The 24354-nt window shown below is 66.4% G+C and carries 32 protein-coding genes and 5 pseudogenes; 18 read left to right on the forward strand and 19 right to left on the reverse strand.

The genetic code is table 11. The features are described 5' to 3' along the window. Positions 1-65 precede the first annotated feature (65 nt). Positions 66-593 (reverse strand): hypothetical protein, encoded by a 528-nt coding sequence (locus GNX96_RS37740; protein ID WP_163572546.1) that lies wholly within the window; start codon positions 591-593, stop codon positions 66-68. Next, on the reverse strand, positions 575-1210 hold the full coding sequence (locus GNX96_RS37745) for a hypothetical protein (protein WP_163572547.1): 636 nt from the start codon (positions 1208-1210) through the stop codon (positions 575-577). Before GNX96_RS37745 ends, GNX96_RS37740 begins: the two co-directional genes overlap by 19 nt. A 32-nt stretch (positions 1211-1242) precedes the next feature. On the opposite strand from GNX96_RS37745, the gene GNX96_RS37750 reads away from it, so the two are divergent. Next, positions 1243-1506: a hypothetical protein gene (locus GNX96_RS37750; protein WP_163572548.1), complete on the forward strand. Its 264-nt coding sequence runs from the start codon at positions 1243-1245 to the stop codon at positions 1504-1506. 120 nt (positions 1507-1626) lie between these two features. Next, positions 1627-1899 (forward strand): YciI family protein, encoded by a 273-nt coding sequence (locus tag GNX96_RS37755; RefSeq protein ID WP_163572549.1) that lies wholly within the window; start codon positions 1627-1629, stop codon positions 1897-1899. On the opposite strand, the gene GNX96_RS37760 is transcribed toward GNX96_RS37755, so the two are convergent. Next, a complete protein-coding gene (locus GNX96_RS37760; protein ID WP_279582511.1) occupies positions 1896-2657 on the reverse strand; it encodes a hypothetical protein in 762 nt (253 codons plus the stop codon). The genes GNX96_RS37755 and GNX96_RS37760 overlap by 4 nt on opposite strands. A gap of 180 nt (positions 2658-2837) precedes the next feature. Here GNX96_RS37760 and GNX96_RS37765 point away from each other — a divergent pair, with 180 nt between their 5' ends. The 3 genes and pseudogenes from GNX96_RS37765 to GNX96_RS37775 all read left to right on the forward strand — a co-directional run bounded on the left by GNX96_RS37765 (position 2838) and on the right by GNX96_RS37775 (position 5190). Continuing rightward, on the forward strand, positions 2838-3065 hold the full coding sequence (locus GNX96_RS37765) for a hypothetical protein (protein ID WP_163572550.1): 228 nt from the start codon (positions 2838-2840) through the stop codon (positions 3063-3065). 204 nt (positions 3066-3269) lie between these two features. Beyond that, the gene (locus GNX96_RS37770; protein WP_279582512.1) at positions 3270-3962 is read left to right on the forward strand and encodes a hypothetical protein; all 693 of its coding nucleotides are present in this window, start codon (positions 3270-3272) and stop codon (positions 3960-3962) included. 45 nt (positions 3963-4007) lie between these two features. Next, positions 4008-5190 (forward strand): annotated as a pseudogene (locus tag GNX96_RS37775) (permease). Here the strand turns inward: GNX96_RS37775 and GNX96_RS37780 are convergent. The 5 genes and pseudogenes from GNX96_RS37780 to GNX96_RS65875 all read right to left on the reverse strand — a co-directional run. Then, complete coding sequence (locus GNX96_RS37780; RefSeq protein WP_279582513.1) at positions 5098-6039, reverse strand: NmrA family NAD(P)-binding protein; 942 nt, start codon at positions 6037-6039, stop codon at positions 5098-5100. The pseudogene GNX96_RS37775 and the gene GNX96_RS37780 overlap by 93 nt on opposite strands. A 102-nt stretch (positions 6040-6141) precedes the next feature. After that, positions 6142-6489 (reverse strand): hypothetical protein, encoded by a 348-nt coding sequence (locus tag GNX96_RS58255; RefSeq protein ID WP_279582514.1) that lies wholly within the window; start codon positions 6487-6489, stop codon positions 6142-6144. Then, the gene (locus GNX96_RS58260; RefSeq protein WP_279582515.1) at positions 6486-7271 is read right to left on the reverse strand and encodes a hypothetical protein; all 786 of its coding nucleotides are present in this window, start codon (positions 7269-7271) and stop codon (positions 6486-6488) included. Before GNX96_RS58260 ends, GNX96_RS58255 begins: the two co-directional genes overlap by 4 nt. 76 nt (positions 7272-7347) lie before the next feature. Beyond that, positions 7348-7740: pseudogene (locus tag GNX96_RS65870) on the reverse strand (GTP-binding protein); the annotation flags it as partial. 13 nt (positions 7741-7753) lie between these two features. Continuing rightward, positions 7754-8014: pseudogene (locus tag GNX96_RS65875) on the reverse strand (GTP-binding protein); the annotation flags it as partial. A 201-nt stretch (positions 8015-8215) separates the two neighbouring features. On the opposite strand from GNX96_RS65875, the gene GNX96_RS37790 reads away from it, so the two are divergent. From GNX96_RS37790 to GNX96_RS37800, 4 genes are all read left to right on the forward strand, one after another. Further along, the gene (locus GNX96_RS37790; protein WP_279582517.1) at positions 8216-8503 is read left to right on the forward strand and encodes a pyridoxamine 5'-phosphate oxidase family protein; all 288 of its coding nucleotides are present in this window, start codon (positions 8216-8218) and stop codon (positions 8501-8503) included. 158 nt (positions 8504-8661) lie between these two features. Next, on the forward strand, positions 8662-9291 hold the full coding sequence (locus GNX96_RS37795) for an alpha/beta fold hydrolase (protein WP_279582518.1): 630 nt from the start codon (positions 8662-8664) through the stop codon (positions 9289-9291). Between the two features lie 23 nt (positions 9292-9314). Further along, entirely contained in the window at positions 9315-9620 is a 306-nt protein-coding gene (locus tag GNX96_RS58270; RefSeq protein WP_279582519.1) for an alpha/beta fold hydrolase, read from the forward strand. 161 nt (positions 9621-9781) lie between these two features. Continuing rightward, positions 9782-10393, forward strand: a complete 612-nt coding sequence (locus tag GNX96_RS37800) for a DUF4126 domain-containing protein (RefSeq protein WP_163572552.1) — start codon at positions 9782-9784, stop codon at positions 10391-10393. A 57-nt stretch (positions 10394-10450) separates the two neighbouring features. Here the strand turns inward: GNX96_RS37800 and GNX96_RS37805 are convergent, their stop codons facing one another. Next, positions 10451-10996 (reverse strand): hypothetical protein, encoded by a 546-nt coding sequence (locus tag GNX96_RS37805; protein WP_163572553.1) that lies wholly within the window; start codon positions 10994-10996, stop codon positions 10451-10453. Between the two features lie 246 nt (positions 10997-11242). Between GNX96_RS37805 and GNX96_RS37810 the strand changes: the two genes are divergently transcribed. Then, a complete protein-coding gene (locus GNX96_RS37810) occupies positions 11243-12412 on the forward strand; it encodes a SagB/ThcOx family dehydrogenase (RefSeq protein ID WP_163572554.1) in 1170 nt (389 codons plus the stop codon). Then, positions 12399-12680 carry a nitroreductase family protein gene (locus tag GNX96_RS37815; protein ID WP_163572555.1) on the forward strand — a complete coding sequence of 94 codons (282 nt, stop codon included), beginning with the start codon at positions 12399-12401 and terminating at the stop codon, positions 12678-12680. The genes GNX96_RS37810 and GNX96_RS37815 overlap by 14 nt, the downstream gene beginning before the upstream one ends. 80 nt (positions 12681-12760) lie before the next feature. Here the strand turns inward: GNX96_RS37815 and GNX96_RS37820 are convergent, their stop codons facing one another. Continuing rightward, positions 12761-13543 carry a S1 family peptidase gene (locus GNX96_RS37820; RefSeq protein ID WP_279582520.1) on the reverse strand — a complete coding sequence of 261 codons (783 nt, stop codon included), beginning with the start codon at positions 13541-13543 and terminating at the stop codon, positions 12761-12763. On the opposite strand from GNX96_RS37820, the gene GNX96_RS58275 reads away from it, so the two are divergent. After that, positions 13536-13907, forward strand: coding sequence for a hypothetical protein (locus GNX96_RS58275; RefSeq protein ID WP_279582521.1), 372 nt, complete (start codon positions 13536-13538; stop codon positions 13905-13907). The genes GNX96_RS37820 and GNX96_RS58275 overlap by 8 nt on opposite strands. 137 nt (positions 13908-14044) lie before the next feature. Here the strand turns inward: GNX96_RS58275 and GNX96_RS37825 are convergent, their stop codons facing one another. The 3 genes from GNX96_RS37825 to GNX96_RS37835 all read right to left on the reverse strand — a co-directional run bounded on the left by GNX96_RS37825 (position 14045) and on the right by GNX96_RS37835 (position 15970). Then, entirely contained in the window at positions 14045-14407 is a 363-nt protein-coding gene (locus GNX96_RS37825) for a GNAT family N-acetyltransferase (protein ID WP_279582527.1), read from the reverse strand. Beyond that, on the reverse strand, positions 14365-14682 hold the full coding sequence (locus GNX96_RS58280) for a hypothetical protein (protein ID WP_279582528.1): 318 nt from the start codon (positions 14680-14682) through the stop codon (positions 14365-14367). The genes GNX96_RS37825 and GNX96_RS58280 overlap by 43 nt, the downstream gene beginning before the upstream one ends. 82 nt (positions 14683-14764) lie before the next feature. Beyond that, on the reverse strand, positions 14765-15970 hold the full coding sequence (locus tag GNX96_RS37835) for a lipase family protein (RefSeq protein ID WP_163572558.1): 1206 nt from the start codon (positions 15968-15970) through the stop codon (positions 14765-14767). Positions 15971-16058: 88 nt separating this feature from the next. Between GNX96_RS37835 and GNX96_RS37840 the strand changes: the two genes are divergently transcribed. Next, positions 16059-16685 (forward strand): TetR/AcrR family transcriptional regulator, encoded by a 627-nt coding sequence (locus GNX96_RS37840; protein WP_163572559.1) that lies wholly within the window; start codon positions 16059-16061, stop codon positions 16683-16685. A gap of 99 nt (positions 16686-16784) precedes the next feature. Further along, positions 16785-17411 carry a helix-turn-helix transcriptional regulator gene (locus GNX96_RS37845; protein WP_279582522.1) on the forward strand — a complete coding sequence of 209 codons (627 nt, stop codon included), beginning with the start codon at positions 16785-16787 and terminating at the stop codon, positions 17409-17411. A gap of 48 nt (positions 17412-17459) precedes the next feature. Here the strand turns inward: GNX96_RS37845 and GNX96_RS37850 are convergent, their stop codons facing one another. The 6 genes and pseudogenes from GNX96_RS37850 to GNX96_RS37865 all read right to left on the reverse strand — a co-directional run bounded on the left by GNX96_RS37850 (position 17460) and on the right by GNX96_RS37865 (position 21247). Then, complete coding sequence (locus GNX96_RS37850; protein WP_163572560.1) at positions 17460-18245, reverse strand: ABC transporter permease; 786 nt, start codon at positions 18243-18245, stop codon at positions 17460-17462. Then, positions 18242-19206: pseudogene (locus GNX96_RS37855) on the reverse strand (ATP-binding cassette domain-containing protein). Before GNX96_RS37855 ends, GNX96_RS37850 begins: the two are co-directional and overlap by 4 nt. A 63-nt stretch (positions 19207-19269) precedes the next feature. After that, positions 19270-20151 carry a DUF4097 family beta strand repeat-containing protein gene (locus tag GNX96_RS58285; protein ID WP_390624243.1) on the reverse strand — a complete coding sequence of 294 codons (882 nt, stop codon included), beginning with the start codon at positions 20149-20151 and terminating at the stop codon, positions 19270-19272. A gap of 9 nt (positions 20152-20160) precedes the next feature. Next, positions 20161-20619, reverse strand: a pseudogene (locus GNX96_RS65880) (histidine kinase); the annotation flags it as partial. A gap of 57 nt (positions 20620-20676) precedes the next feature. Then, on the reverse strand, positions 20677-20847 hold the full coding sequence (locus tag GNX96_RS65885; protein ID WP_390624244.1) for a GrpB family protein: 171 nt from the start codon (positions 20845-20847) through the stop codon (positions 20677-20679). Continuing rightward, positions 20834-21247, reverse strand: a complete 414-nt coding sequence (locus GNX96_RS37865; protein ID WP_279582524.1) for a GrpB family protein — start codon at positions 21245-21247, stop codon at positions 20834-20836. The genes GNX96_RS65885 and GNX96_RS37865 overlap by 14 nt, the downstream gene beginning before the upstream one ends. A 127-nt stretch (positions 21248-21374) precedes the next feature. On the opposite strand from GNX96_RS37865, the gene GNX96_RS61725 reads away from it, so the two are divergent. From GNX96_RS61725 to GNX96_RS37890, 4 genes are all read left to right on the forward strand, one after another. Further along, complete coding sequence (locus GNX96_RS61725) at positions 21375-22298, forward strand: isochorismatase family protein (protein WP_313885877.1); 924 nt, start codon at positions 21375-21377, stop codon at positions 22296-22298. A 64-nt stretch (positions 22299-22362) separates the two neighbouring features. Continuing rightward, on the forward strand, positions 22363-22797 hold the full coding sequence (locus GNX96_RS37880; RefSeq protein ID WP_163572561.1) for a VOC family protein: 435 nt from the start codon (positions 22363-22365) through the stop codon (positions 22795-22797). 84 nt (positions 22798-22881) lie between these two features. Further along, a complete protein-coding gene (locus GNX96_RS58290; RefSeq protein ID WP_279582525.1) occupies positions 22882-23097 on the forward strand; it encodes a hypothetical protein in 216 nt (71 codons plus the stop codon). Between the two features lie 999 nt (positions 23098-24096). Next, on the forward strand, positions 24097-24345 hold the full coding sequence (locus tag GNX96_RS37890) for a hypothetical protein (protein WP_163572562.1): 249 nt from the start codon (positions 24097-24099) through the stop codon (positions 24343-24345). Positions 24346-24354: the final 9 nt, after the last annotated feature.

A 24354-nucleotide genomic window follows, 5' to 3' on the forward strand; every position in this document is an offset into this window, starting at 1 on the left:
GACATTGTGCCGCAGTGAAGGCGCGGCGAGCCCCTCCAGTGGCATGGGTTGCCGAGGGGTGTCTCTTAGTGCAGCAGTCGGAAAAGTTGGGCTTCGCCGGGCTGCAGGGCGACGGCGAGTTGCTGCGGGTTGGCGTACGTGAGCCAGCGGTTGTGGCGTGGGTCGAACAGTTGGACGCCGGTGACGGCGGAGCCGGTGTGTACGACGGTCGCGGCGGCGTCGCTGACCGAGCGGTTCGCGACCAGCAGGTGCTTGCGGGAGCTGTCACTTTCGCTGAAGCGGCCCAGAATAACGGCGCTCCCGCTGACCGCACTTACGTAGTCATCGGCCACGAAACCAGCGGCGTTGGTCGGCAGCGGCGACTCGTTGGCGTGTTGTACGGATTCCGAAACCAGCGGTTTGAGCTGCTGGCCGACCGGCTGCAGCCACTGCGTGTTGATCTTCTTCGCGGCCGTATAACGCTCGGTGCGGTGGCCGTCGAGAGTGATCAGCGCCGGGCCGAAGCCCTCGCCGCGGGCCGGATCCGGGGTCCAGTAGGTGAAATACTGGATGCCCTTCGCGCCGTAGGCGAGACTTACGTTGACCTGCCACAACAAATCCGCCGCGGTCGGGGAGCGGTGGCCGTTGTAAGCCAATGTCTGAATGTAGGTCCAGGTCGGCAGGTTGTGGGCCAGCCCGGCGAGCCGGAAACGGGCCCAGTTGTCGAAATATCCGGTGTCCTCGCCGCTGGCCACGATCGGATATAGCGGTCGAAGGACAGCAGCGCCGGCTTGGTCGCGGCTATGTAGTTGTTGACGTACGTGTCGTAAGAAGGACCGTTGCCAGGCAACAGGTTCGCGTAGGGGAGCAGTTGCGGTGCGAGTGTCCGGGCCACGTCGAAAGCCTTGCCCAGGCTGCCGAAAATGCCGTCCCACGGCTCGTCGAAGAGGTTGAAGCCAGCCAGCGACTTGTGCGGGCCGTACGCGTCCAGTGCCCGCTGGAAAAGTTCGCGGGCGTCCGCGGTGGTGATCGACATCGGCACACTACGGTCGTCCGAAATGGTGAACCAGCGGGTCATGTTCCGGACCTGAGTGTCGTCCGAGACGAGAACTTTCAAGCCGGTCTGGTCGGCCACCGACAGCATCTGTCCGATGATGTTGCCATCGTCGGCATAGTTTCCGCTGACCACGAACGTAAAACCGGCATCCGCGATCTCGGTGTAGCGGGCCACTGTCGTCTCGTACGGGTGCGGTGGCCCAGAAAATGCCGATCGGGAACTGTGTTCCGCCGACCAGCGGCAGCTCGGCGGCGGCGCGTGGCTGCACACCGGTCGTGACCGCGGCTCGCTCCTGTGCGACGGCGGCGGTTGGTGCGGCGGCGGCCAGGGCGGCGGTGGGCAGCACGCTGGCGGCCGCGCCGAGTCCGGCCATCCGGAACACGTCGCGGCGGTTGACCAGGCTGGCGATCGCCGATTCGGCGGGTTCGAGCGTCATCCGTGTCCTCCCGGGCAAGCGATGCGGGCATTAGTCACTAACGCACCGCACGGTCCGGGCTATTTTCACGTACGAAGGGCCCGCTGCCACTACTTAAGGCCCCAACCGGCCAACCCACGGGCCGGTTGCGGACCATCGGAATACGATTCGGAGCATGTTCTTCGTCATGCAGGTCTCTTTCGACGGCGATGACCGCCGGCTTGCCGCTCGCCCGGCCCACCGCGAGCGGCTCGCCCAACTCAAGGCTGAGGGCAGGCTTCTCGCGGCCGGGCCGTGGGACGACGAGTCCGGTGCGCTGCTGATCTTCCGTACGGACCAGGCCGGCATGGACGAGATCGTCGCCGCCGACCCGTACTATCGCGGCCCCGGCGTCACCGTCGACTCGCTGCGCGAATGGCACCCGATCGCTGGCGATGTGCTCGACTAAAGCCCAGCTGGGAAGGCGTATTTGTTCGGCGGATTTTGCTGTTGCGCGGTGGTTCCATAGACAAGCGCGATCTCGTCATGGGCGTGCAGGACGAGCGCGGCCGGGTCACCTTGGACGAGTTTTCCGTTCACGTACGCGCGAAAAACCTGGTCGGAGCTGACCTTGAGGCCGCCGATGTGGTCGCTGGCAAGGGAAACCCGCCATTCGGTGAAGAACTGACCGAGCGTGAAGTCCTTCTTGACCGCGCGACTCGACGTGGATGACGCCGGTGGTGTCGTGGGTGTGCAGCGGGCTGATGTGGCCGCCGGCCTCGTCGATGCCCAGCTCGGCGGGCACCTGGACGGGGTTTTGCCGTCGGCGATCACGTCGAGGTGGGCGTGGATGTGCTCGACGGTGCCCTCGGCGCTGAGCAGCGGCAGGCCGGCGGCCTGGATGGCCGCCGACGGATCGGTCGGCGCGGCCCACGGCGGGTTCGCGGTGGTGCCGGCGGTGGTCGGCGAGGCCTTGGGCGCGGCCTGTGACTTGTGGCCGGTGGTGGCGATGATCATGACCACCGCGCCCACCACCACTACCAGCGCGACCACCGCGGCGGAGCTCCAGATCATCATCAGCTGTCGGCGGCGGCGAGCCCGCGCCTTCGCCGCCATCGCCGCCGCTATCCGGGGCGCGTCGCTCGTCGGCGGACTTGCCGCTGCGTCTGACCATCTTCGCTCCTTTGTGTCGCGCGTACGAGTGTCGGACGCTTGCGAGGCGACCATGGTTCCGTCGTACGCTGACATCCTGATGGCACCGATCGGGCGAACCGGACGCGGGCGGCACCGTACGCTCGCGTCGCTCGTCGTCGTTCTTGGCTTGGCGTGCTGGCGGGCCTCTATGGCATGCACATCGCGCCCAACACGGGCGCTTGCCACGGCAGCATGGCCACAATGGACAGTGGCGTGAGTCACGTCATGGGCCTGGCGATGGGACCGGCCGTCGCCGAAAAGGTAGGCCTGACCTGCGATCCCACCCTGCCTCGTGATTTCCACTGGGCGGTGGTCCTGTTGGTCCTGTTTGTCGCCGTCTTCGGCATCGACCGGCTTTTCTCTTCGGCCGTACGTCCGGTGCCGCCGGCCCGTCCGCCGCCGCGCGACCCGCTGCTGGACCTCTGCATCAGCCGGACCTGATCAGGCCGTTTTTTTCGCTGCCCTGACCAGTTCGCACGCGTACGCGTGCATGTTCGGAAAGATGACAACCAAAAATGCGTACGTTCACACGTCTCTGTGCTGCCGCCGCGGTCGCCCTGGTGGTCGCCGGTTGCGCGAACCCGATGGCCGACCACGGATCGATGGGCGCCTCACCCGTCCGCCGCAGATCACCGCGGGATGGAAATGGCGACCGGCGACGGGCTCGCCGCCAGTGCCGATGGATTCCGTTTGGCCATCGGCAAAACCGCCGGGCCACTGACCTTCCAGATCCTTGGTACGAACGGGAAGCCGGTCACCAGCTTCGAAGTCGACCAGACCAAGAGAATGCACTTCTATCTCGTCCGGTCCGATCTCACCGGTTTTCAGCACGTCCACCCGGAAATGGCCGCCGATGGCACCTGGACAGCGAACCTCGCCACTGCCGCACCGGGCAGTTATCGGGCGTACGCGTCCTTCCTCTCCGCCGGCAAGGCGCTGGTGCTCAGTCAACCAGTTTCGGTGCCTGGCAAGGCATCCGCGATGGTGCTGCCACCGCCGACGACGACCACCACGGTCGACGGCTACACCCTGACGGTCGACAGCCCGTCGTTGCTGGCCGGCATGTCCCATCCGCTCACGGTCAGCGTGGCGCGGGAGGGGAAGCCGGTGACGGACCTCCAGCCGTACCTCGACACGTACGCACACCTGACCGCCTTCCATGCCGGCGACCAGGCGTTCGCACACCTGCACCCGGAGGGCTCGGTGCAGGGTGATCACGGCGGGCCGAAGCTGACTTTCGTGGCGATGCTGCCCAAGTCTGGCGACTGGCGGCTGTTCGTCCAGTTCCAGACCGGCGGGCGGCTGCGCACGGCGGCGATCACACTCCGGGTGCGGTAACCCCAACCGCGGTGTACAGTCGGGCTCGACATACCCCAGAGGGGTATGTCGAGCCCTGGAAGGAGCCAAAAGATGGAAGCCGTCGGTCGAGCGCTCGCGCTGGCTGGGTCGATGACCTGGGAAATTCTGTGGGCGCTGATCCTCGGATTCGCGCTGTCCGCGGTCGTGCAGGCGCTGGTCCGCCGGGCCACCGTGGTCCGACTGCTCGGCGACGACCGGCCGCGCACGCTGGCGATCGCCACCGGGCTCGGCATCGCGTCGTCGTCCTGCTCGTACGCGGCAGTGGCGCTGGCTCGGTCGCTTTTGCGCAAGGGCGCCAACTTCACCGCCGCGATGGCCTTCGAGATCGCGTCCACCAACCTGGTGATCGAACTCGGCGTGATCCTCGCGCTGCTGATGGGCTGGCAGTTCACCCTGGCCGAGTTCGTCGGTGGGCCGATCATGATCGTGGCGCTGGCCGTGTTCTTCCGCATCTTCCTCCGCAAACAGCTCCTGGAAAAGGCACTGGAACAGGCCGACCGCGGACTGACCGGCTCGATGGAGGGTCACGCGGCGATGGATATGAGCGTACAAATGCAGGGATCGCTGTGGAGACGGCTGCGGTCCGCGCCGGGTTTGACCGCGGTTTCGCACATTTTCGTGATGGAGTGGGCAGCCGTCTGGAAGGACATTGTCGGCGGTTTGTTGATCGCTGGCGCGATTGGCGCTTGGGTGCCGGACAGCTTCTGGAGAGCCTTCTTTCTGGCCAATGATCCCGTACTCGCCGGCATCTGGGGACCGATTGTCGGCCCGCTGGTGGCCGTCATCAGCTTCGTTTGCTCGATCGGCAACGTGCCGCTCGCGGTGGTGCTCTGGAACGGTGGCATCAGTTTTTGGTGGTGTGGTGGCGTTTATCTTCGCCGACCTGATTATCCTGCCGATCCTGAACATCTATCGGAAATACTACGGCCTGAAAATGGCGGCCCTGATGGTCGGTGCTTTCTATCTCGCGATGGTGATCGCCGGCTACGCGATCGAGCTGATCTTTGGCGGCCTCGGTCTGGTGCCGTCCAACCGTGGCGCGATGGTGATGGAGTCCGGCATTTCCTGGAACTACACCACCTGGCTGAACATTGCCTTCCTGATCCTGGCCGCCCTACTGGTCTTGCGGTTCTTCCGCTCCGGCGGCCTCCCGATGCTGCGCATGATGGGCGGCAGCCCCGACTCCGAGCACTCCCACGCCCAGTAACCGAATGCGTGCGTTGAGAGTTAGGAGAAGCTGGCGGCGTGGGTTTGCGCCCCACTCACGGAAAGTGCGGGGCGGGCGGCCGAGGATGTCGGTGACGGTGGGCAGTACGGGGGACTCGTCGAGGGTGCCGTCGACGTAGAAACTGAAGAAGGCGTCGACGTATTCGACCGGCATCGCGGCGGTCATCTGAGCCCGCGCCGCTTCGTTCGACAGACCCTCGAAACGCAGGTCGCGGCCGAGGATCCCAGCCAGGATGCGTACCCGGTCCGCCGGCGTCAGTGCCTCCGGGCCAGTCAGCCGGTACGTACGATTTTCGTGGCCGGTGTTCAACAAGGCCGTCGCGGCGACGGCGCCGATGTCGGCCGGGTCCAGGACCGCGGCGGCCACGTCCGGGAAGGCGGCGCGTACGACATCGGATTCTCGCAGCTGTGGCAGCCAGTCCAAGGTGTTGGTCATGAACATGCTCGGCCGCAGGATGGTGAACGGGACACCGGACTCGCGGACCGCCACCTCCGACCGGACCATGTAGGCGCTGACGGCGTTGCTGAGGTCGCCGAGCTCGGCCGAGCCTCCTGACAACAGCACGACCCGCTCCAGGCCGGCCCGCTGGACGGCGGCCAACAGGCCGGTCATGTCGGCATAGCCGCTGAGCAGGAAGGCCGCCGTCGCGCCCTGGAAAGCGTCGGCCAGCGAAGCTGGGTCGTTGAGATCCCCGATCGCGACCTCCGCGCCTTCGGGCAGCTGCTTTTCGGCCCGTACCAACCCTCGTGCCTTGCCGCCGGCCGCCAGTACGGCGCGAAGGACTTCGCTGCCCACGTTGCCGGTCGCGCCCGCTATCACCACAGTCATCTGAAACCCTTCGGAACGATCCTTAACGTCGATGATGCTCACCGTAGAGGTTCCCCGCCAACGCCAGCGACCAGCGCCTGTTGGCGCTTCGGGAAAGGGCCACTAACCAGCGCAAACTCGGTGAACGCGGCGCGGAGTACGGCCTCGCCCTGGGTCAGTCCTGGCAGCTGTTGTTCGATGGCGTGCAGGTTGGCGGCCGGGCAGCAGGCCGTTCAGGTGCCCGATGCCGGCGCGTACGACCGTCTCCCGCACGATGCCGCCGGCCTCGGCGATTTTGGGCAGCACGGCGGCCATCGCGTCCGCCGGGACTTCGAGGTCGAAGTGATGGTACGGCTCGAAAACCCGAGTTTTGGCGTCCTTCAAGGCATCCCGGATGACCTGGGTGCCGAGGCCACGAAAGTCCGCGGCGGTGCTGAGCGGGCTGGCGAATCCGCTGTGTGTCATGGTCACCGTGCAGTCGGTGACTTCCCAGCCGTAGAGCCCATGACGCAGCTCCTGTCGGACGGTTTTTCCTCGACGGCGTGGTGAAAAGCGGCCGGCAAGGAGCCAAGCTCGACCTCGACCTCGATGCGGTACGTTACTCCGCTGCCCGCCGAGGCCGGCGCGATCCGCAACCCAATGGTGGCCCAGAAGAAGTTCGGCCCGCGCCGGGAGATCTGGTGCACGGCTTCGCCGATGCCCACCGGCCGTTCGATGTGGATGGTCTGGGTGTCCGCGAAGAAAGCCCGCACGCCGAACTCCGATTCCAGTTGGGCGGCGATCACCTCTTTCTGCACCTCGCCGTAAAGCCGGACCGACAGGGTGCCGCTCTCGGCGTCCTGGCGGACCGCGATCAGCGGGTCGCGTTCCACCAATGCCTGCAACGCGGCGAAAAGTCGCGGCCGCTGCGCTGGATCCGCGGTGCGCACCACGGTTTCCAGACTGGGCGGCGAGAAGTACGCGCGCTCGGCCGCTTCGTCCGGGGTCCCCAGCTGGTCGCCAATCCGCAGCTCGGGCAGTCCGCCGAGTTTCGCGATCTGGCCGGCGACGGCCTGGTCGGCCACCACCGCCCCGCCGGGCCGAAAGACCTGCACCGAGGTCACTTTTCCTTGTCCGGCACCGAGATCCTGCCGATGGAAGGTGACCTGCTGGCGGGCCGCGACAGAGCCGGAGAAGAGTCGTACGTACGCGAGCTTCTCGCCCGCCGGACCGCGCTCGATCTTGAAACACCCGGCCGGCCAGTGGCCCGTCACTGGCGCCTTGGGCGGCCGGCAACAAGTCCCGGATGCCGGTGAGTAGGTCGGCCACGCCTTCGCCGGTCACCGCCGAACCAAAGAAAACCGGGTGGGCCAGCGTTCGCGCGGTCTGCCGGGCGAGTTCGCGCCGGCACCGCTGTTCGCTGACCACTCGTCCCTCCACATAGGACTCCAGCAGCTCGTCGCTGTGCTCGGCGAGCGTCTCGATCCACCCGTCGGTGGTGGTCGCGGTCGTCCGAGCCGATCGCGTGCCCAGGTCTGTGACGGTGTTCATGGGAACCGTGCCGGCCACGAGTTTTTGTTTGACAGAGCTCAGAAGATCGTCGTATGTGGCGCCGACGCGGTCGATCTTGTTGGCGAAGATCAGCGTTGGGATCCGCAACGCGGCGAGCGTACGCATGAGCACCCGCGTCTGCGGCTGCACGCCTTCGACCGCGGACACGACCAGCACCGCGCCGTCCAACACTCGTTACGGCCCGCTCCACTTCGGCGATGAAATCGCTGTGCCCGGGAGTGTCGATGAGGTTGACGGCCAGGTCGCCGAGCATGAAGGACGCCACCGCGGACTGGATGGTGATGCCGCGCCGGCGTTCCAGCTCAAGTGTGTCGGTCTGGGTGGTGCCGCGGTCGACGCTGCCGATCCGGTCGATGACGCCGGTGGCGTAGAGCAGCCGCTCGGTCAGGCTGGTCTTGCCGGCGTCAACATGCGCGACGATGCCGATGTTGAGCGTTTTTGCCAAGAGAGATCCCCAGGGAGGTTGCCGAACAGTCGTCTGTCTTGATGACCTGCGACGACTGGCGCATCCCGACTCCCTGGGTCGATGAACTCCTCACCGCGCATGCTAGCGAGCCGGCGGTCGCGAGTCAGCCGATTATTTCGCGATTGACATCAAGCATTCTTGAGGTTCTAGGCTGAAGCTTCACCGATGAGAGGACGATCCGTGGGTCTAACCGAAGCTGAGCGGAACTATCTTCGTGGCCAGAGCCTCGGCCGGTTGGCCACCGTGGGGCCGGACGGCGGTGCGCAGGTCCGGCCGGTCGGATTCAAGCTGAATGACGACGACGACACCATCGACATCGGCGGACCGGCCAACGCGGCCAGTCAGAAATATCGGAACGCGGCGGCCCGGCCGCTGGTGTCGTTCCTGGTCGACGACATGACGCCGGACGAGCCTGGCGCGCTCGCGCCGGGCTGGGGGCGGGGAGTGGGAGATCCGCGGCGAGGCTGAGCTGCTGACCGACGCGGATCCGCCGCTCGCGCCGGACTTCTTCAGTCGCGAGGTCATCCGGGTGCATCCGCGCCGGGTGATCAGCTGGCAAATCGACCCGGAGGTGCCTACGGCCGCGGTCAAGGCGCACTCCTGACCGGCGAGGCAGAATCGCGGGTATGACTGAGATCAGGCACCGAACCGTACCGGCGAATGGGCTTCAGCTGCGGATCGCGGAGGCCGGTGAAGGACCGCTCGTGCTGCTGCTGCACGGTTTTCCGGAGAGCTGGTATTCGTGGCGGCACCAGTTGGTCGCGTTGGCGGAGGCCGGATTCCACGCGGTGGCGCCCAACCAGCGGGGCTATCCGGGGACCGGCGGGCCGGCTGCCGTTGAGGACTACACGATCCTGCACCTGGTGGGGGACGCGGTGGCGTTGATCGAGGCGCTCGGCGAGTCGACCGCGACCGTGGTGGGGCATGACTGGGGTGCGCCGGTGGCCTGGCACACGGCGTTGCTGCGCCCCGATGTCGTACGAGGGGTGGCCGCTTTGAGCGTGCCGTACAGCAAACGTTCCCCGACGCCGACGCTGACCGGGCTGCGGTCCCGGTTCGGCGACAACTTCTACCAGCTGTATTTCCAGCAGCCGGGCGTCGCGGAGGCCGGATTCGAAGCCGACCTGGACCGCGCCTTTCGCCGGTCGCTGGTCGGGCTTTCCGGCGACAGCCCGCACATCCGGCCACTGGTCGTACCGGAGGGCGCGGTTTCGCGGACATCTGGCCAGCGCCGGAGAAACTGCCGTCGTGGCTGACCGAGCAGGACATCGGCGCGTACGTGCGGGAATATGCGGGCACCAGCCTCACTGGCCCGCTGAACTGGTACCGCAACATCGACCGGAACTGGGCGCTGACCGCGGCCTGGGAGACCGCAAAGATCACCCCGCCGGCGCTGATGCTGGCCGGCGACCGCGACCCGGTCATCTCATGGTTCGACCCGGTCCGGTTGGAGGCGTCCATGCGGTCGGTCATCTCGGACCTGCGCGGTTTCCGGCTGCTGCCCGGCGCCGGCCACTGGGTGCAGCAGGAACGTCCCGAGGAGATCAACGCGGCACTGGTTGACTTCGCCGGCGCCACCTCCTGACATCGCAATGTCAGCGCGGGCGCCTAGGTTTCGTACGTACCCGGTCGGCCGGTCGCCCCTCCCTCGGCGGCCGACCGGCCGGGCCGGCGCTGACCGGCTTCGCCGTGCGTGCTGGCGTGGTCATGGCAAGCTAACCCCGTACCGGAGGAAGGCGGTCGGGGATGATCGAGGTGCTGACCGGGATGGGGCTGTCCGCCTCGGCCGGCCTGAACGCGTATCTGCCGCTGCTCGCCGTGGGCCTGGCCAGCAAGTTCACCAGTTTCGTCGCGGTGCCGACGGGCTGGATGTGGCTGCAGAATCCGTGGGTGCTCGGCGTCCTCGGGGTGCTGGTGGTCGTGGAGTTCGTCGCGGACAAGGTGCCGGCCGTCGACCACCTCAACGACATCGTGCAGACGGTCATCCGCCCGAGCGCCGGTGGCCTGACCTTCGGCGCGGCCGCGAGCGGTGAGACCGCCACCTTCGCCGACCCGGTCACCTTCCTGCAGAACTGGAACTGGGTGCCGATCGTGGTCGGCGTCGTCATCGCCCTCTTCTTCCACGGCGGCAAAGCGACCACCCGTGCGGTGGTCAACGCCAGTACGGTCGGGCTCGGCGCGCCTTTCGTCAGCTTCTTCGAGGACATCGTCTCGGTGGTGCTGATCCTCGCGGCGATCTTCGTACCGCTGTTGGTGCTGATCTTCTTCGCCGGCATGACCGTGCTGTTCCTGTGGGCCTTTCGCCGCTATCGCCGCCGCAAGGCCCGCCGCTCCCAACCCACCCTCGCCACCCCCTGACTGCTCTTATGTCCGCAACGCCCCGCTGCTCGCAACGGGACGTTGTGGACAAAACCGTCAGCGGGGCGTACGGCGGCGGTGGCTGGCTTGCCGGGCGATCCGGAGTGCCTCCTGGGCGGCCGGTGAGGAGGCGATCGGTACGGCGGCGGCGCGCAACTGCTCGTACGTCCGCTCCTGCTGGCGGTGGGCCGCCTTGGCCTGCGCCGCCTCCTGCGCGACGTCCGCGGACGGCGGCCGCAGCGGCCGCGAGCTGGCCGGATCCAGCCAGCGTTCCAGCCGGGTCTTGACCCACTGCAGGATGCGTACGGATCCCCATCGCAGCAGCGGCGGCCCGTCGTCGTACCCGTCGCCGGTCGGGCTGGTCTCCAGTGCCTCCGCGATGTCCCGGATGCGGTAGCCGCTCTCGAAAAACGGCCGCAGCAGGCCCACCAGGTCGCGGACCGCGAGCTGGCGCAGCACCAGGTTCTCGTGCCGCATCCAATTCACCGCGGCGCGGAACTCGGTGTCCCCGCTGGGCACCCGACCGGCCGGCCAGCGAGCGGGCACCTGGTATCGGCGCTCCACCGGCAGGTCGGTCTCCGGGGCGCCGTCACCCGACGACACGGGTTGCATAGCACCAGGATGCCCAATCCGCACCCGTACCGGCTGGATACCGCCCTCTCTCGGCGTGTCGACAGATCGTCAACGTGGCTCTCGGGGCAGAAGTACCAGGGGTGCTCGCCCAGTCCGACGCGACGAGCGCCTCGCTGGGGGTCTTTGCCGCTGGCCCCCGATCGCCTGAACGATTATGGTCTCCACAGCAGCGAAAACGATGGGAACCGATGTCCGCAGCAGCCACTTTTCACCCGGTTGACCGACTATTCACCGGACCGTCCCTGGGACCAGCCGCAGGACGACCCACGACTGCGCACTGAGTACGTGCCGAACCTGGTCGATCTTTGGCCCGGGCAGGTGAAAACGTACGACCCTGATCTGCCGGTGGTGGGCCTGCCGACCGAGCTGCCGTCGCCTGGGGTGTCGGCCTCGGCGGCCCTTTCCGGACAGCGCAACGGAGCTGGCCGGCTGGACCTGCCGGCGTTGACCCGGCTGCTGTTCTACTCGGCGGGCGTGGTGCGTTATGTCGACCTCGAGGACGCCCGTGGCAGGCGCTATCTGCGGGCCGCCGGCTCGGCTGGTGCCACCCATCCGCTGGAGCTTTACGTGGTGGCCAACGGGATCGACGGGCTGCCCGACGGCGTCTGGCATCACGACCCGATCGAGCACCGGTTGGTACGCGTCGGTGCCGCGCCGTCAGCAGGCCCGAGTTATGTTGTCATCACTGGCATTCCGTGGCGTACGGGATGGCGCTACTACGCGGAGCGCGGCTACCGGCACCTGTGGTGGGACTGCGGCTCGCTGCTGGCCCAGCTGCTGGCGTTGGCCGAGTCCGCCGGCATCCCGGCCGGGTTGCGGATGACCTTCCCGGACCACGAAGTCGGCGCGCTGGTGGGCGCCGACGGCCGCGACGAGTTCCCGCTCGCGGTTGTCGCGCTCGGCACGGGCGAGCCGGTCGCGAAGGCCGAGGGCACCGCGGCGGCCGGCCTGGTGGGTACGAACGTGCTCGAGTTCGGGTTGGTGACCAGCACCCAGCGAGCGTCCGATGTGGACAGTTGGGGCGCCGGTCCGGTGCCGGCCGGCCCGCCGGTCGAGGATCCGGGCGACACCGACGTCTTGGAGGCGCTGATCCTGCGCCGCGGGTCCACCCGTACGTTCGCACCGGCCGCCGTGCTGCCGGCGGACTGCCTGCGCTGGGCGTTCGCGGCGGCCACCCGGCCGCTGCCCTGGGATGCTGGCCCTTCGATCCTGCGGCACCGGATTTTCGCGCACGCGGTGCAAGGCGTAAGACCTGGCCTCTATCTTTGGTCCGACGGTGAGCTGATCGCCGAGCGGCTGGGCGATCTTCGGGACGAGGCCACGTATTTTCTGCGAGCGGCAGACGCTCGGCGGCGACAGCGGCTACACCGCGGTGCATTCGGCTGACCTCGGCATGTTGGCTGGCGAGCGCGGCTACCGGAGCGCGCAGCTGGAGGCCGGCATCGTCTCCGGCCGGCTGCAACTGGCCGCTTTCGCGCTTGGCCGCGGCGGCTCCGGCATGAGTTTCATTGACGACGTCACCGAACAGGTGGTCGGCATCTCGGATGCGATCATGCTCGCGACCGTGATCGGCACGGCCGACTATCCCGGCACCGCCGGCGGTCCGCCCGGTCAACCGCGCAAACTCTCCCGCCTCCGCCGGCCCAGAGACTAAAACGGCCCAGGGACGAGAAAACGCCACCCTTGGCAGGCCGAGGGTGGCGCGTTTTCAGGGGAGGGTTTTTCAGGGTAAACCTAGTAAACCGAGACGCCGTACGTGTTGAGCGCTTCGACGACCGGCTGGAAGAACGTGGTGCCGCCGGAGCTGCAGTTGCCGCTGCCGCCGGAGGTCAGGCCGTAGGCGGTGTGGCCACCGTAGAGCGGGCCGCCGCTGTCACCGGGCTCGGCGCACACGTTGGTCTTGATCATGCCGGTCACCGTGCCCTCGGAGTAGTAGTTGACCGTGGCGTTGAGGCCGGTCACCGTGCCGCTGTGAATGCCCGACGTGCTGCCGCGCCGGGTCACCGCTGTGCCGGTGGTCGGGTTGGCTGCGCCGGTGATGTCCACGCTGCCCACCGTGCCGGGGTGGTTGGTGTAGCTGGCGGCGTACTTGACCAGCGCGAAGTCGTTGCCCGGGAACTGGCTGTTCTGGTTGCTGCCGACCAGCTGGGTGTGGCCGGAGTCGGCGTACCAGGTAGAGGCCACGTTGCCGCAGTGACCGGCGGTCAGGAAGTAGTACGTGCTGCCGTTGCGGACGTTGAAGCCGAGCGAACAGCGATACTGGCCGCCCCAGATCGCGTCGCCGCCGCTCAGACGCGGGCTGAACACGCCGGCCACCTTCTCCACCCGGACGGCGTCGCCGAGCTGCCGGGTCGCCGCGGTGACCTGGGCGAGCTTCGCGCCGGTGACGCTCTGGTCGACGCTCACCACGACCTGGTCGGTGGCCGGGTCGGTGGCCCAGGCGGTGCCCGGAACGGTCGCCGAGCGGCCCAGCGCGGCGGTCACGCCGGCGAGTTGGGCGGCGCCGTAGGTGACCATTTTCGGCACCGCGCCGGCCGCCGCGACCCTGCTGGGCGGCCGCGTTGTCGGTCACCGTGACGACGGATTTTCCAGCGCTGTCGACATAGTTGCCGGCGGACCGGGCGCCGAGCTGGCTGGCCAGTGCCTGGGCGCTGGCCGGCGACATGGTGCTGCTGGTGGCGGCCTGCGCGGGGGCGGCCATCAGCGCGGTGCCGATCAGGCCAAGGGCCGCCGTGGCGACGGCGGCGTGGCGGAGCGAGGACCTTGTGAGTCTCACGTGAGCCTCCTGATGGGAGTGGAGACGCGGCGACGGACATGTTTCGCGAAAGGCGCAGACACCTTCGTACGCACCAAATGCCGAGTCGGTGGAAGTATCAACTAAACCTGACCATCGACACAAGAGTTGATTTGTCGGATAACCGAAATGTCCACTACTACGTTTTTTGTTATCTCCACAAGGAGAAAATGCGCCGCTGTTTCCCCACCTGGCGCTGGAAAATTTCCTGTGCGAGCGGTGGCTCACGATCCACCGAGGCGGCCGGCCGGCGGCCCGGCACAGGCTCGAAAATCCACCGAAACGATGGCGCGAAATCGAAGCAGAGCCGCGGCCGACAGTGGAATTCGGCTGGAGTGCGGACCGCTTCGACCGGCACTATGCGCGTACGAGCGGGCGGGCATAGCGCCACTCGCCGTCCTCGTTCGTGCCCTCCTCGCGGACGAACCGCTCTTGAGCAGGGCGCCCTGGCTGGCCAGGTTGTCGGCGGCGGTGTGGGCCACGACCCGGGCACCGGCGGCCTCGGCGGCGGCGGCGGTCACCGCGATCGCGATCGCGTCGGTGATCAGGCCCAGGCGGCGGGCCGACGGGACCAGCCCGTAGCCGATCTCGGCCTCGCCGTTGTCCTCAGGCGGCCCGAAAAAAACCCGATCGTTCCGACCGCGAGACCGTCGCTGCGGCGGATGATGTGCCGCACGGACCACCGCCGGTCGGCCTCGAGCGTACGGCTCACCAGAGTCATCGCGTCCTGGTCGTCCTCGCGCGGATAACCTTCCGCGAACCACTCCAGCCGCTCGCCGGCCGCCAGGATCTTCACCTCGTCCGGGCTGACCAGCACGAGTCGTACCAACGATCCTTCGAGCGGTTCGTCGCTGAGCTGCACGTGTTGTCCTTTCGAAACGATCAGGCGTCGTAACGAAAGTAGCAGTCGTGGGAGCGGACGCAGGCCCGCTCCCACGACTGTGCTAGCAGGTGCTGCTGGCCGGTAGGCCGGCGAAGCGGCTGGTCAGCCAGACCAGTGAGTTCGGGATGGTGGCGAACAGGTTCAGCACGTGTTCGGGCACCGGATAGTCCTGGTATTGCACGGTGGAACCCTTGGCGCACCAGGAATGGTACGTGTCGATGTTGAAGTCCGGCCGGATGATCTCGTCCAGCGGCGACTGCTGGAAAAGCACCGGCGCGCTCGGCGCGGTGGCTCCGGTGCTGTTGTCGGCGAACATTCGTTGCGTACGCGGGTCAGTCACCACGTCGGCAGTGGTGTAGTCACTGACTTTCTGGAAGGTGTTGGTGGACACCAGTTGCACCAGGCATTGTTTGCCGATTTTCGACTCAAGCTGTTTTCCCTTGTCGTTGAACAAAGATGTCAGCTCCGGATATTGTCGCTGCATCCCGACGACCGCGCCGAGGGTGAAGCCGGAGAACGGGCCGCCGTCGACGCCGACCAGGGTTTTCTTGAGATCTCCTGGAAAGTCGCCAGCCACCCAGCCTTTGACGTTCAGCTCGGGTGCGTAGCCGGGTTGCATTTGGGCGGCCCACGCGGTGGCCTGCCCGCCGCCGGAATACCCCCAGCCGGCGATCGGGGTGGTCACGTCCAGGCCGGCCTCGGGCAGCGTCAGCGCGGCGCGAATGCCGTCCAGGGTGGCGTGCCCGGCGACCCGGCCGACCGCGAAGGTCATCTTCGGGCCCTCGAAGTCGGTGATCACCGCGGCCCAGCCGTACGACAGCGGGGTCCAGATGCCGGTCGAGTCCAGCTCGGTGCCCTGGCGCAGCTCGTACGACGGGTTGCAGTCGCGACCGAGGCTGTCGATGGCGATCTGGAACGAGAGCAGCGGGCGCTTGCCGGGATACGGCGTGAGCGGCACGACGACCGTGCTGACGGTCGCGATCGCCTGGTCGTTGGCGTCGTTTGTGCGTACGAGGACTTGGAAAACCCGGGCGGGCACCGGGATCAGGTACGTGCTGGCGGCGACTTGCCGCTCGCGCAGGATGGTGCCCGGGCTGCTGGCCTCGAAGCCGGCCGGCGGTTGGTAGAAGGGGTCTTGGTCGGGCGGCAGGACCGCGGCCGGCGCCGCCTGCGCGGCGTGCGCGGCGGTTCCGCTCGCGCCGACCAGCAGGCAGCTCAGCAGCGTGGCGAGCGCGATCGACAGCGCGCGCCACCGGGGTGTGGTCATGGAGCCTCCTCGGGAGGGCGGATAGACTAATACATCTGTATTACTTTTAAGTGATACAGGAGTATCGGTCACGAATTAGGGTGTGTCAATGGTCACGTCTCGAGGGGCTCATCAGGAGCGCAGCCGCGAACGGCGGGAAGCGCTGTTGCGCGCGGCCATCGAGCTGATCGCCCAGAGCGGTACGCGGGCGGTGACCCATCGCGCGGTGTCGGCGCGAGCCGGGTTGCCGCCGGCCGCCGCCGGCTACTACTTCCAGACTGCGCAGGAGCTGATCGAGCAGGCGCTGCGCTTTCACGTACGGGAGCGCTCGGCCACCCTCGCGGCCCTCATCGAGAGCATTGCCCAGGCCGCGAAAACGGCCCGTGAGCTGGGTGAACGTGTCGTGGAAGCACTCATTCGCGGTCAGTCCGGGGTCAGCGTCGCGCAGTACGAGGTCTATCTGGAGGCCACCCGGAACCCGGCCCTGCGGGAGGTGGTGCAGGAGTCGATGAGCGCCTTCGAACAGGTCGCCGCCGGCCATTTGGAGCGGCTCGGGGTCCGCGAGCCGGCCCAGGCGGCCAAGGCGTTCGTGGCGATCGCGGACGGTTTCGCGCTGCACCGGATGGCGAGCCCGCTGCCGTACGACGAGGATTTCGACCTGATGGTGAAGACGCTGGCGGGCATGATCCTGGCCCATCGGATGGACCGCGCGGCGCTCGACCGGCTGCTCGGCTGATGCCCGTTCACCTGCCCTTACCGGCGCTTTAAGGGCACCTTAACGACGCCGAAGATGCTTGTCCCATCAGATTGACACGTCTTCCGGCAGGTGGTTCAGATGATGGAACGTCTACCAGTTCTTCTTCACGCTCGTGACCCGATTTCCTACGCGGGGATCAAGGGGCAGTTGGCTCCGCGTCCCGAGGTTCGGATCGTCAGCAACGACGAGTGGCAGTCCGCGCAGGTCGCGTTGGTGGTGACGGACCGGATCGATGAGACCGCGATTCGCGCTCTTCGTGGCCTGCGGGCTCGGGGGATCAACCGGTTGGTGATCATCGCGACTCAGATCGAGGAGTCGGAGCTGGTGGCGGTCGTGGAGATCGGTGTCGCCGGTCTGGTACGGCGCGCGGAGGCTACCGCTGAGCATTTGGTGACGGTGTTGAAGTCGGCCGCGGCCGGCGATGGGGCGGTGCCGCCGGATTTGCTGGGGAGGTTGCTTAACCAGGTCGGTCAGCTGCAGCGGCAGGTGCTCGGCCCGCGGGGGTTGACCTTCTCCGGTCTGGCGGAGCGGGAGGTGCAGGTGCTGCGGTTGGTGGCGGACGGGTTCGACACCGAGGAAATCGCGCAGAAGCTGTCGTATTCGCAGCGTACGGTCAAAAACGTGCTGCACGACGTGACCAGCCGACTGCACCTGCGCAACCGCTCCCACGCCGTCGCGTACGCCCTCAAACACGGTCTTATCTAGCAAAAACACGTCACCTTCGCGATCGCCGCGAAGGTGACGTTTTGTGTTTCAGCGCGGCGAGGGATCGCGGTTGTAGAGCTTTTTCGCCCACAGGTATCCGGCCAGCCCGATGACAGCGCACCAGGTGATCGCGATGAGCGCGGTGCCGCCGACCGCAGTGCCCATCAACAGTCCCCTGAAGGTCTCGATAATCGGGGTGAACGGTTGGTATTGCGCGAACCAGCGCAACCCGGCCGGCATGGACGTGGTGGGCACGAAGCCGCTTCCGAGGAACGGCAGGAAAGTCAGCGGCATCGGGAGGTTGCTGGCGGTCTCCACGCTTTTGGTCCCCAGGCCCAGCGCGACGCACAGCCAGGTCAGCGCCAGGATCACCAGGACGGCCATGCCGGTCGCCGCGAGCCAGCCCAGCGGGCTCGCGGCCGGCCGGAATCCCAGCAATATCGCCACTCCCAGCACGATGGCGAGGCTGACCACGCTCTGCGCGATGTTGCCCAGGACGTGTCCGGTCAGCACCGAAGCCCGGGAGATCGCCATCGTACGGAACCTCGCGACGATGCCCTCGGTCATGTCCATCGCCACCGAGATCGCGGTGCCCTGGCAGGCGCTGGCGATCGCCATCAGCAGGATGCCGGGCACCACGTACGTGAGATAGTCCGCGCGGGCGCCGCCGAGGCCCGCGCCGAGCGTGCCACCGAAGACGTACACGAAAAGCAGGAGAAAGACGATCGGCATGCCGACGAGCAGCAGGGTCATCGACGGATAGCGCACGATGCGGCGAATGCTGCGCCGCAACATTGTGGTGGAATCGCTGACGGCGTAGGAAAGTGTGCTCATCGTACGGCTTCCTTCTGGTGTTCTTGTGAGGCGTTTCCGGTGAGTGCGAGAAAAACGTCGTCCAGGTCCGGGGTGTGAATGGTCAGGTCGGCGACCTCGATCGACTCGTATTCCAGCCGCCCGAGCAAAGCCCGCAGCGACCGGACGCTGCCGTCGCTCGCGACCTGCAGAGTCAGTGTTTCGTCGTTCCGCGAACTGTCGCGCAACGCGTTGGTGGCCAGGTCGAAGGCGGTCGGATCGGCGAACCGCAGGCTGATGTGGCCGCCGGGTATCAGCCGCTTGAGCTCGTCCGCGGTGCCCTCGGCGACGACTTTTCCGTGGTCCAGCACCGCGATTCGATCGGCCAACTGGTCGGCCTCTTCGAGATACTGGGTGGTCAGGAAAATCGTGATGCCGCGGGACACCAGCTCGCGGATGACCTGCCACATGTCGCGGCGGGCCCGCGGGTCCAGGCCGGTGGTCGGCTCATCCAGGGAAAACCCCGAGGCTGGCCGACCAGGCCCATCGCGAGGTCGAGACGTCGTCGCATGCCGCCGGAATAGGTCGCGGCCACCTTCTTTCCAGCATTCACCAAGCCAAACTGGTCGAGCAGCTGGCCGGCACGCAGCCGGGACCGCCGCCGGCCGAGGTGGTGCAGGTCGCCCATCAGCACCAGGTTTTCCTCGCCTGTCAGGAGATTGTCGACCGCGGAAAACTGCCCGGTGACGCCGATCGCGGCCCGTACGGCGTCCGGATCGCTGGCCGGGTCATGGCCGGCCACCAGGATTTTGCCACCATCGGCGCGAATCAACGTCGACAGGATTTTGACGGCGGTGGTCTTGCCGGCACCGTTGGGACCCAGCAGGGAAAAGATGGTGCCCTTGGGTACGGACAGGTCGATGCCGTCGAGGACAAGCTGATCGCCGTACGACTTGCGCAGCCCGGTGGCCACGATCGTCGGTTCGGCTGGGGAAATGGTCATGATTCCTCATCTGCTGGGAGTTTTTGGGCAGCACAAAGCTCGGGCCGTCGTGCTGGAAGAAAATTAGGAGCGGTGGATGATGATGTCGCCGGAATACGTACGAGCGCGGACCTTGACAGTTTCGTCGGACTCCTGCGGTCCGTCGGCCTCGTCCATGGAGTTGATCAGGTCGCCGGACCACGAGTTCGCGTCCAGCCAGACGGCGGTGCCTTCGCGTACGCCGACTTCCAGCTCGCCGGCGGCGGTCGTCACGGTCACCGTGCCGCGGACCACCTCGCCGATCCGGATGCTGCCGTTGGCCGTACGAGCGGTCACATCCGCCAGAGCGCTGTCGACCGTGATGCTGCCGTCGGCGGTGTGCAGCCGCACATCGCCGGTCACGTCGCCGACGATGATGTCGCCGTCGGCCGTGTTGATCGAGCCGGAGCCGTCGATCGTACGGACCCGGATCTCGCCGTCAGCCGTGTTCAACCGCAGCTTTCCCACCTGGTCAAGCCAAATGTCGCCGGTGGCCGAGGTCAGCTTCGTCTCGCCAAGCCGGCCCTGGCTGTGCAAACCTGCCGCGGTCTTCGCCTCCAGCGTCGAACCGGTCGGCAGGCTCAGCGTTACGTCGACCGCACCGCCTTTGGCCGTGAAGAGAAGGCCTCGACTGTTGGGCGTTTTCACCAAAAGCCGGCCATCGGCGTATTCGACCCGGGTCTGCGTGGCGGTCCGCACGTCGGCCTCCTTGGACTCGTCGTGCGGTCGCACTTCGACCACGGTATCGGTCCGGTCGCTGGCGGCGATCCGTACGTCACCTTCGACGATCTCGATGACGGCGAGAATGGGTTCTGGGGTCTGGAAAATCGGCATGGCTGTCCCGTCGTGATGAGGTTGTCGGTTATTAGCGCAGCCAGCCGGTGTAGCGCTGTCTCGACTCGGTCGCTCCGGATCGGCGGGTGACATGCCGCCGGTCGTACGGTCCGAGGGGGCGGCGGCGACAGCTCGTACGAGCCAGGCGTTCACCGACAGTGCTTCCTCGTTGGCCGCTCCCTCGATCCGCGGTTTCAGGTGCTCGGGGAGCCGGAGCGTGATCCGGGAGGTGCCGCCGTCCTCGGCCTCCGGTGGAGGCGGCGGAGGCGCCGCGGGCAGCGGCGGGTGGTCGGCGACCGTACCGAACGGCCGGTCGCCGACCGGTGACGTCACCATGAAGTCAGGATCCCGGCCACGCAGCCGGACTTGCACCGATCCTGGACCCAACTCGTCGCTGATCTCGTCCGCGGCGGCCGACATGGCCTCCAGCAGGACGAGCCGAGCTGCGGCTTCCAGCGGTGCGGTCAGCCGCTCGGCCAGGTCACGGGCATCGTCACCACCGGCTTCAGCTGCGAAGATGAGCTCGCGGCGGAGGCTGTCGACGTACGGCGTCAAGTCCATGCCGACGACTATGACATCAAAGTGACGTCACTGCAAGCTCGTGACATCACTTTGATGTCATAGTGTGGGAAGTTGATCTCCATCGTCGGCTTGCCGAGGCTCGTCGACGATGGTCCGGATGACTTCGGTCTTGGCGTCGGCGTAGTCCTGTACGCGCTGCCACGTCTGCTGAGCCAGTTCGCGTTTGCGGGCCGCGTACCGTTCCCGCTCGGTGTCATTGCTCCGCAGACGATCGCGAAAAACGCAGCATCCGGTCGATTTCGGCTGCCCCTACGGTGAAAACGTGAAGGTTGATATTGGTGTCTGGGCCTTTGAGAAGCCGGTGTTCGAACCACTGCGGCTCGCGGATCCGCAACACATAGCCCGCGGCCACCAAAGCCGGCACATACGCCGGTTCGTCGGCCGAGTCCGGGACGGCCAGCACAATGTCGATGATTGGCTTGGCGACCAGGCCTGGCACCGAAGTGGACCCAGCGTGCTCGATCCGTACGGCCGTTGGCCCGAGCAGGGAGTGGATCCTTTCGGCCTCCCGTTGGTAAAGCAGCGGCCACTGCGGGTCATATTCGGTGAGTGTGATGGGTGCGTTGTGCGGCTCGATCGCGCCGAGTGGAGTGTCATCGGTGGGCATCTCGCGGTTTGTCCTTCCGGAAGGCAGCCTTGAAGCGTACCGACCGCGGTGCCGCTCGGGCGACGCAGTGTCGTACCGCGGGCATAGCATCGGCGAAGCCATGATTCGTACGCACCGGGGAGGCCGCATGACCACGCTCACCAATCGACCGAAGACGGCGCTGCTGGTCATCGACGTGCAGAACGGAGTCGTCGCGGATGCGTACGACCGGGACACCGTCGTCGCCAACATCGCCACGCTGGTTGACAAAGCCCGGGTGGCAGGCATCGACGTCGTCTGGATCCAGCACAACAACGACGATCTGGTCAAGGACACTGAGAACTGGCAGTTTGTGCCGGAGCTGAAGTGGGGTGCTGGCGAACCGGTCGTGCAAAAGCACTATGCCGACGCCTTCGAGGAAACCGACCTGGAGTCGGTGTTGGCCGCAGGAGGCATCGGCCGGGTCTATGTCGCGGGTGCGCAGACTGACGAATGCGTCCGCTCCACCCTGCACGGGGCTCTCGTCCGTGGCTACGACGCGACCCTGGTCGGGGACGCGCACACGACCGATGACATGTCGTCGTACGCGCGCGCCGACGCCCGACAAGGTCATTGCCCACACGAACCTTTACTGGCAATATCACACACCGCTCCCGGCCGAATCGCCGGCACCGTCAGCACCGCCGATGCCGACTTCGGCGCTCCAGTTGCGACCACCGTTCAGCTCAAATATCACACCGTGACGCCACGAATTTTCGTCACCGACGTGACCGCGGCCGTCGACTTTCTGAAGACGACTTTCGGTGCCACTGGCGAAATCGCGCCAGGACGCCCGGCCGAAATCCAGATCGGCGACTCTCTCGTCATGGTGTCCGAGGCCGGCGAACGTGAGCTTTTCCCGGCTTTTCTCTACGTCTATGTTGACGACGCGGACGCCGCCTATCGCCGGGCGATCGATGCCGGCGCGGTCAGCGTGGAAGAGCCTTCGGACACCCCGTACGGTGACCGCCGCGCGATGGTCCGCGACCCGTTCGGCAACACCTTCCAAATCGCCCATCGGGCTGCTGTTTAGATCTCACCGACAGGGCCCTGGTGGTCGACGATGTCGAGCCAGCCCCCGCCTCTATGGTGGACAGATGCCATCGGTCAAGCAGTTTCAAGTCACTTTCGATTGTGCGGAGCCAGAGCAGGTCGCTCGTTTTTGGTGCGAGGCGTTGGGGTATGTCGTGCCACCACCACCCGACGGGTTCGCTAGTTGGGCCGATTTCGATCGCTCGCTGCCGGCTGAGGAGCAGGGTTCAGCGTTTGCCTGCGTTGATCCCTCTGGCGTAGGACCGAGACTGTTCTTCCAGCGCGTTCCCGAAGGCAAGGTCGTCAAGAACCGGGTGCATCTTGACGTCCGGGTTGGCACCGGGCTGGTGGGCGAAGAACGGCTGGCCGCGCTCGAGGCCGAGTGCGCGCGACTGATCCCACTTGGTGCTGTCCGTGGACTACTGCAGGTCGCCGATGAGGTCAACGAGTCGTGTCTCGGAATGCAGGACATCGAGGGCAACGAGTTCTGTCTCGACTGATCGGCGCCAAAAAAGTCGACTCCACTGGGATCGTTTCACCGAGCGCCACGTCTACCGGAGTTATGCCGATCTGGGACAGCCGTGTTGAATAATGCCGATGAGCGGCGGTCGCCGCTCGTCGGCACGTTTATCCTCGGAACGCTCTGGGGCGGATGGCCGGCGATGTTCCCGGCGCTGGACGCCTTCCGGAATTCGTTGCATGCGCAGCTGATCGCGTCGGTCGTGGCAGCGGTCGTCCTGGTTGTCATCACTCGTGGTCGATTCGGCTACCGGTCGGGTGGAGCCATTCTTTGTAGGTGAACTCGAGGCTGTATCTGTCGGGATCCAAGACAGTGGCCGCGTAGTATCCGGGACCGTAGTAGAGCCGATCCGAGGGTGCGCCGTTGTCGGTCGCGCCGGCTGCCATAGCGGCGGTGTACGCCGCGTTGACGGCCTCTTTGGAGGGGGCGCGGTGAAGCCGACATGGGCGGCACGTCCGGCACTGACTCCCGCGCGTAGCCAGAGCGGGTACGTGTGGTCCTTGCCGAATCCCTTGAGGTCGGGGTGTCCTTCCGGGCCGGTCGAACCGTCGAAGTCGATGAGGTGGCTCAGGCCCAGGGGTTTCAATGCCTGGTTGTAAAACTCGATTGAGCGGTCCATGTCGCTCACCGTCAGAATAACGTGATCTATCATTGTCAGGGGTTCCTTTCTAGGAGCAGTAATGGCATGAGCCTAGAGCCAGACCTGGACTGTTTTGGTCCTGGTCTTGAGCAAGTGATGTGTTTCTTGTTTGGGATGGTCCGGTGATCCAGGAGTTGCTCCCCAGAAGGGTGTCCCCAGGGCGCGAACACCGGGGATCGCCTTCATACCACCGCTGAACGCCGGCCAACCTTGGCTCGTATTCGGCCAGGATGATCGGTGATCATCGGTTCTAGCCGGACACAGACAACAAGCCCCTGACCGCCTTTTCGGCTGGTCAGGGGCTTGTTTGTGCTGGTCACGCATGGTGCCCCCGGGCAGAATCGAACTGCCGACACCCGCTTTAGGAGGCCGCCCGACACTGCGGAAACCGGTGTCTACCTGCGAATACAGTGAAGTCTAGCGTCACTACGGCGGCATCCTGTGCCGGCCGTGCCGTCAAGTTCGCACCACGACCGGAACCACGACTTGCCGAGTTCCGGTCGAGGAGCGGTGGGGAAGATGTTCCGCAGGTTGGTCACGTTCTGTAGTCGCCGGTCGGTCGCTCTCCAAACTGGGCAGTGGCTACCTCGGTCCCTTCGCGTGCTTCCTGTCGTACGGTGGGCTGCGTTGGGTAGTCCGATGACGAGACGGGAGGTCGGGACATTGGGACGCAAGAACCTTGAGCTGACGGTCGTACGCAGGGGCGACAAGCTGATGAACCTTGTCGTCGAGGCAGATCCCGACGATGCCGACGAGTTGCGGACGCTCCTACTCGACGCCATCCGGCGAGACGGCTGGAGCGACGACCGGATCAACGAGTTCGAGCTCCAGATCCGCTACGCCGGCGACCGTAGCGTCCTCAAGACCTTCGTGATCAGCAGGAGATAGAGCCAGCAT

This window comes from Fodinicola feengrottensis, assembly GCF_010993775.1.
GTDB lineage: Bacteria > Actinomycetota > Actinomycetes > Mycobacteriales > HKI-0501 > Fodinicola > Fodinicola feengrottensis.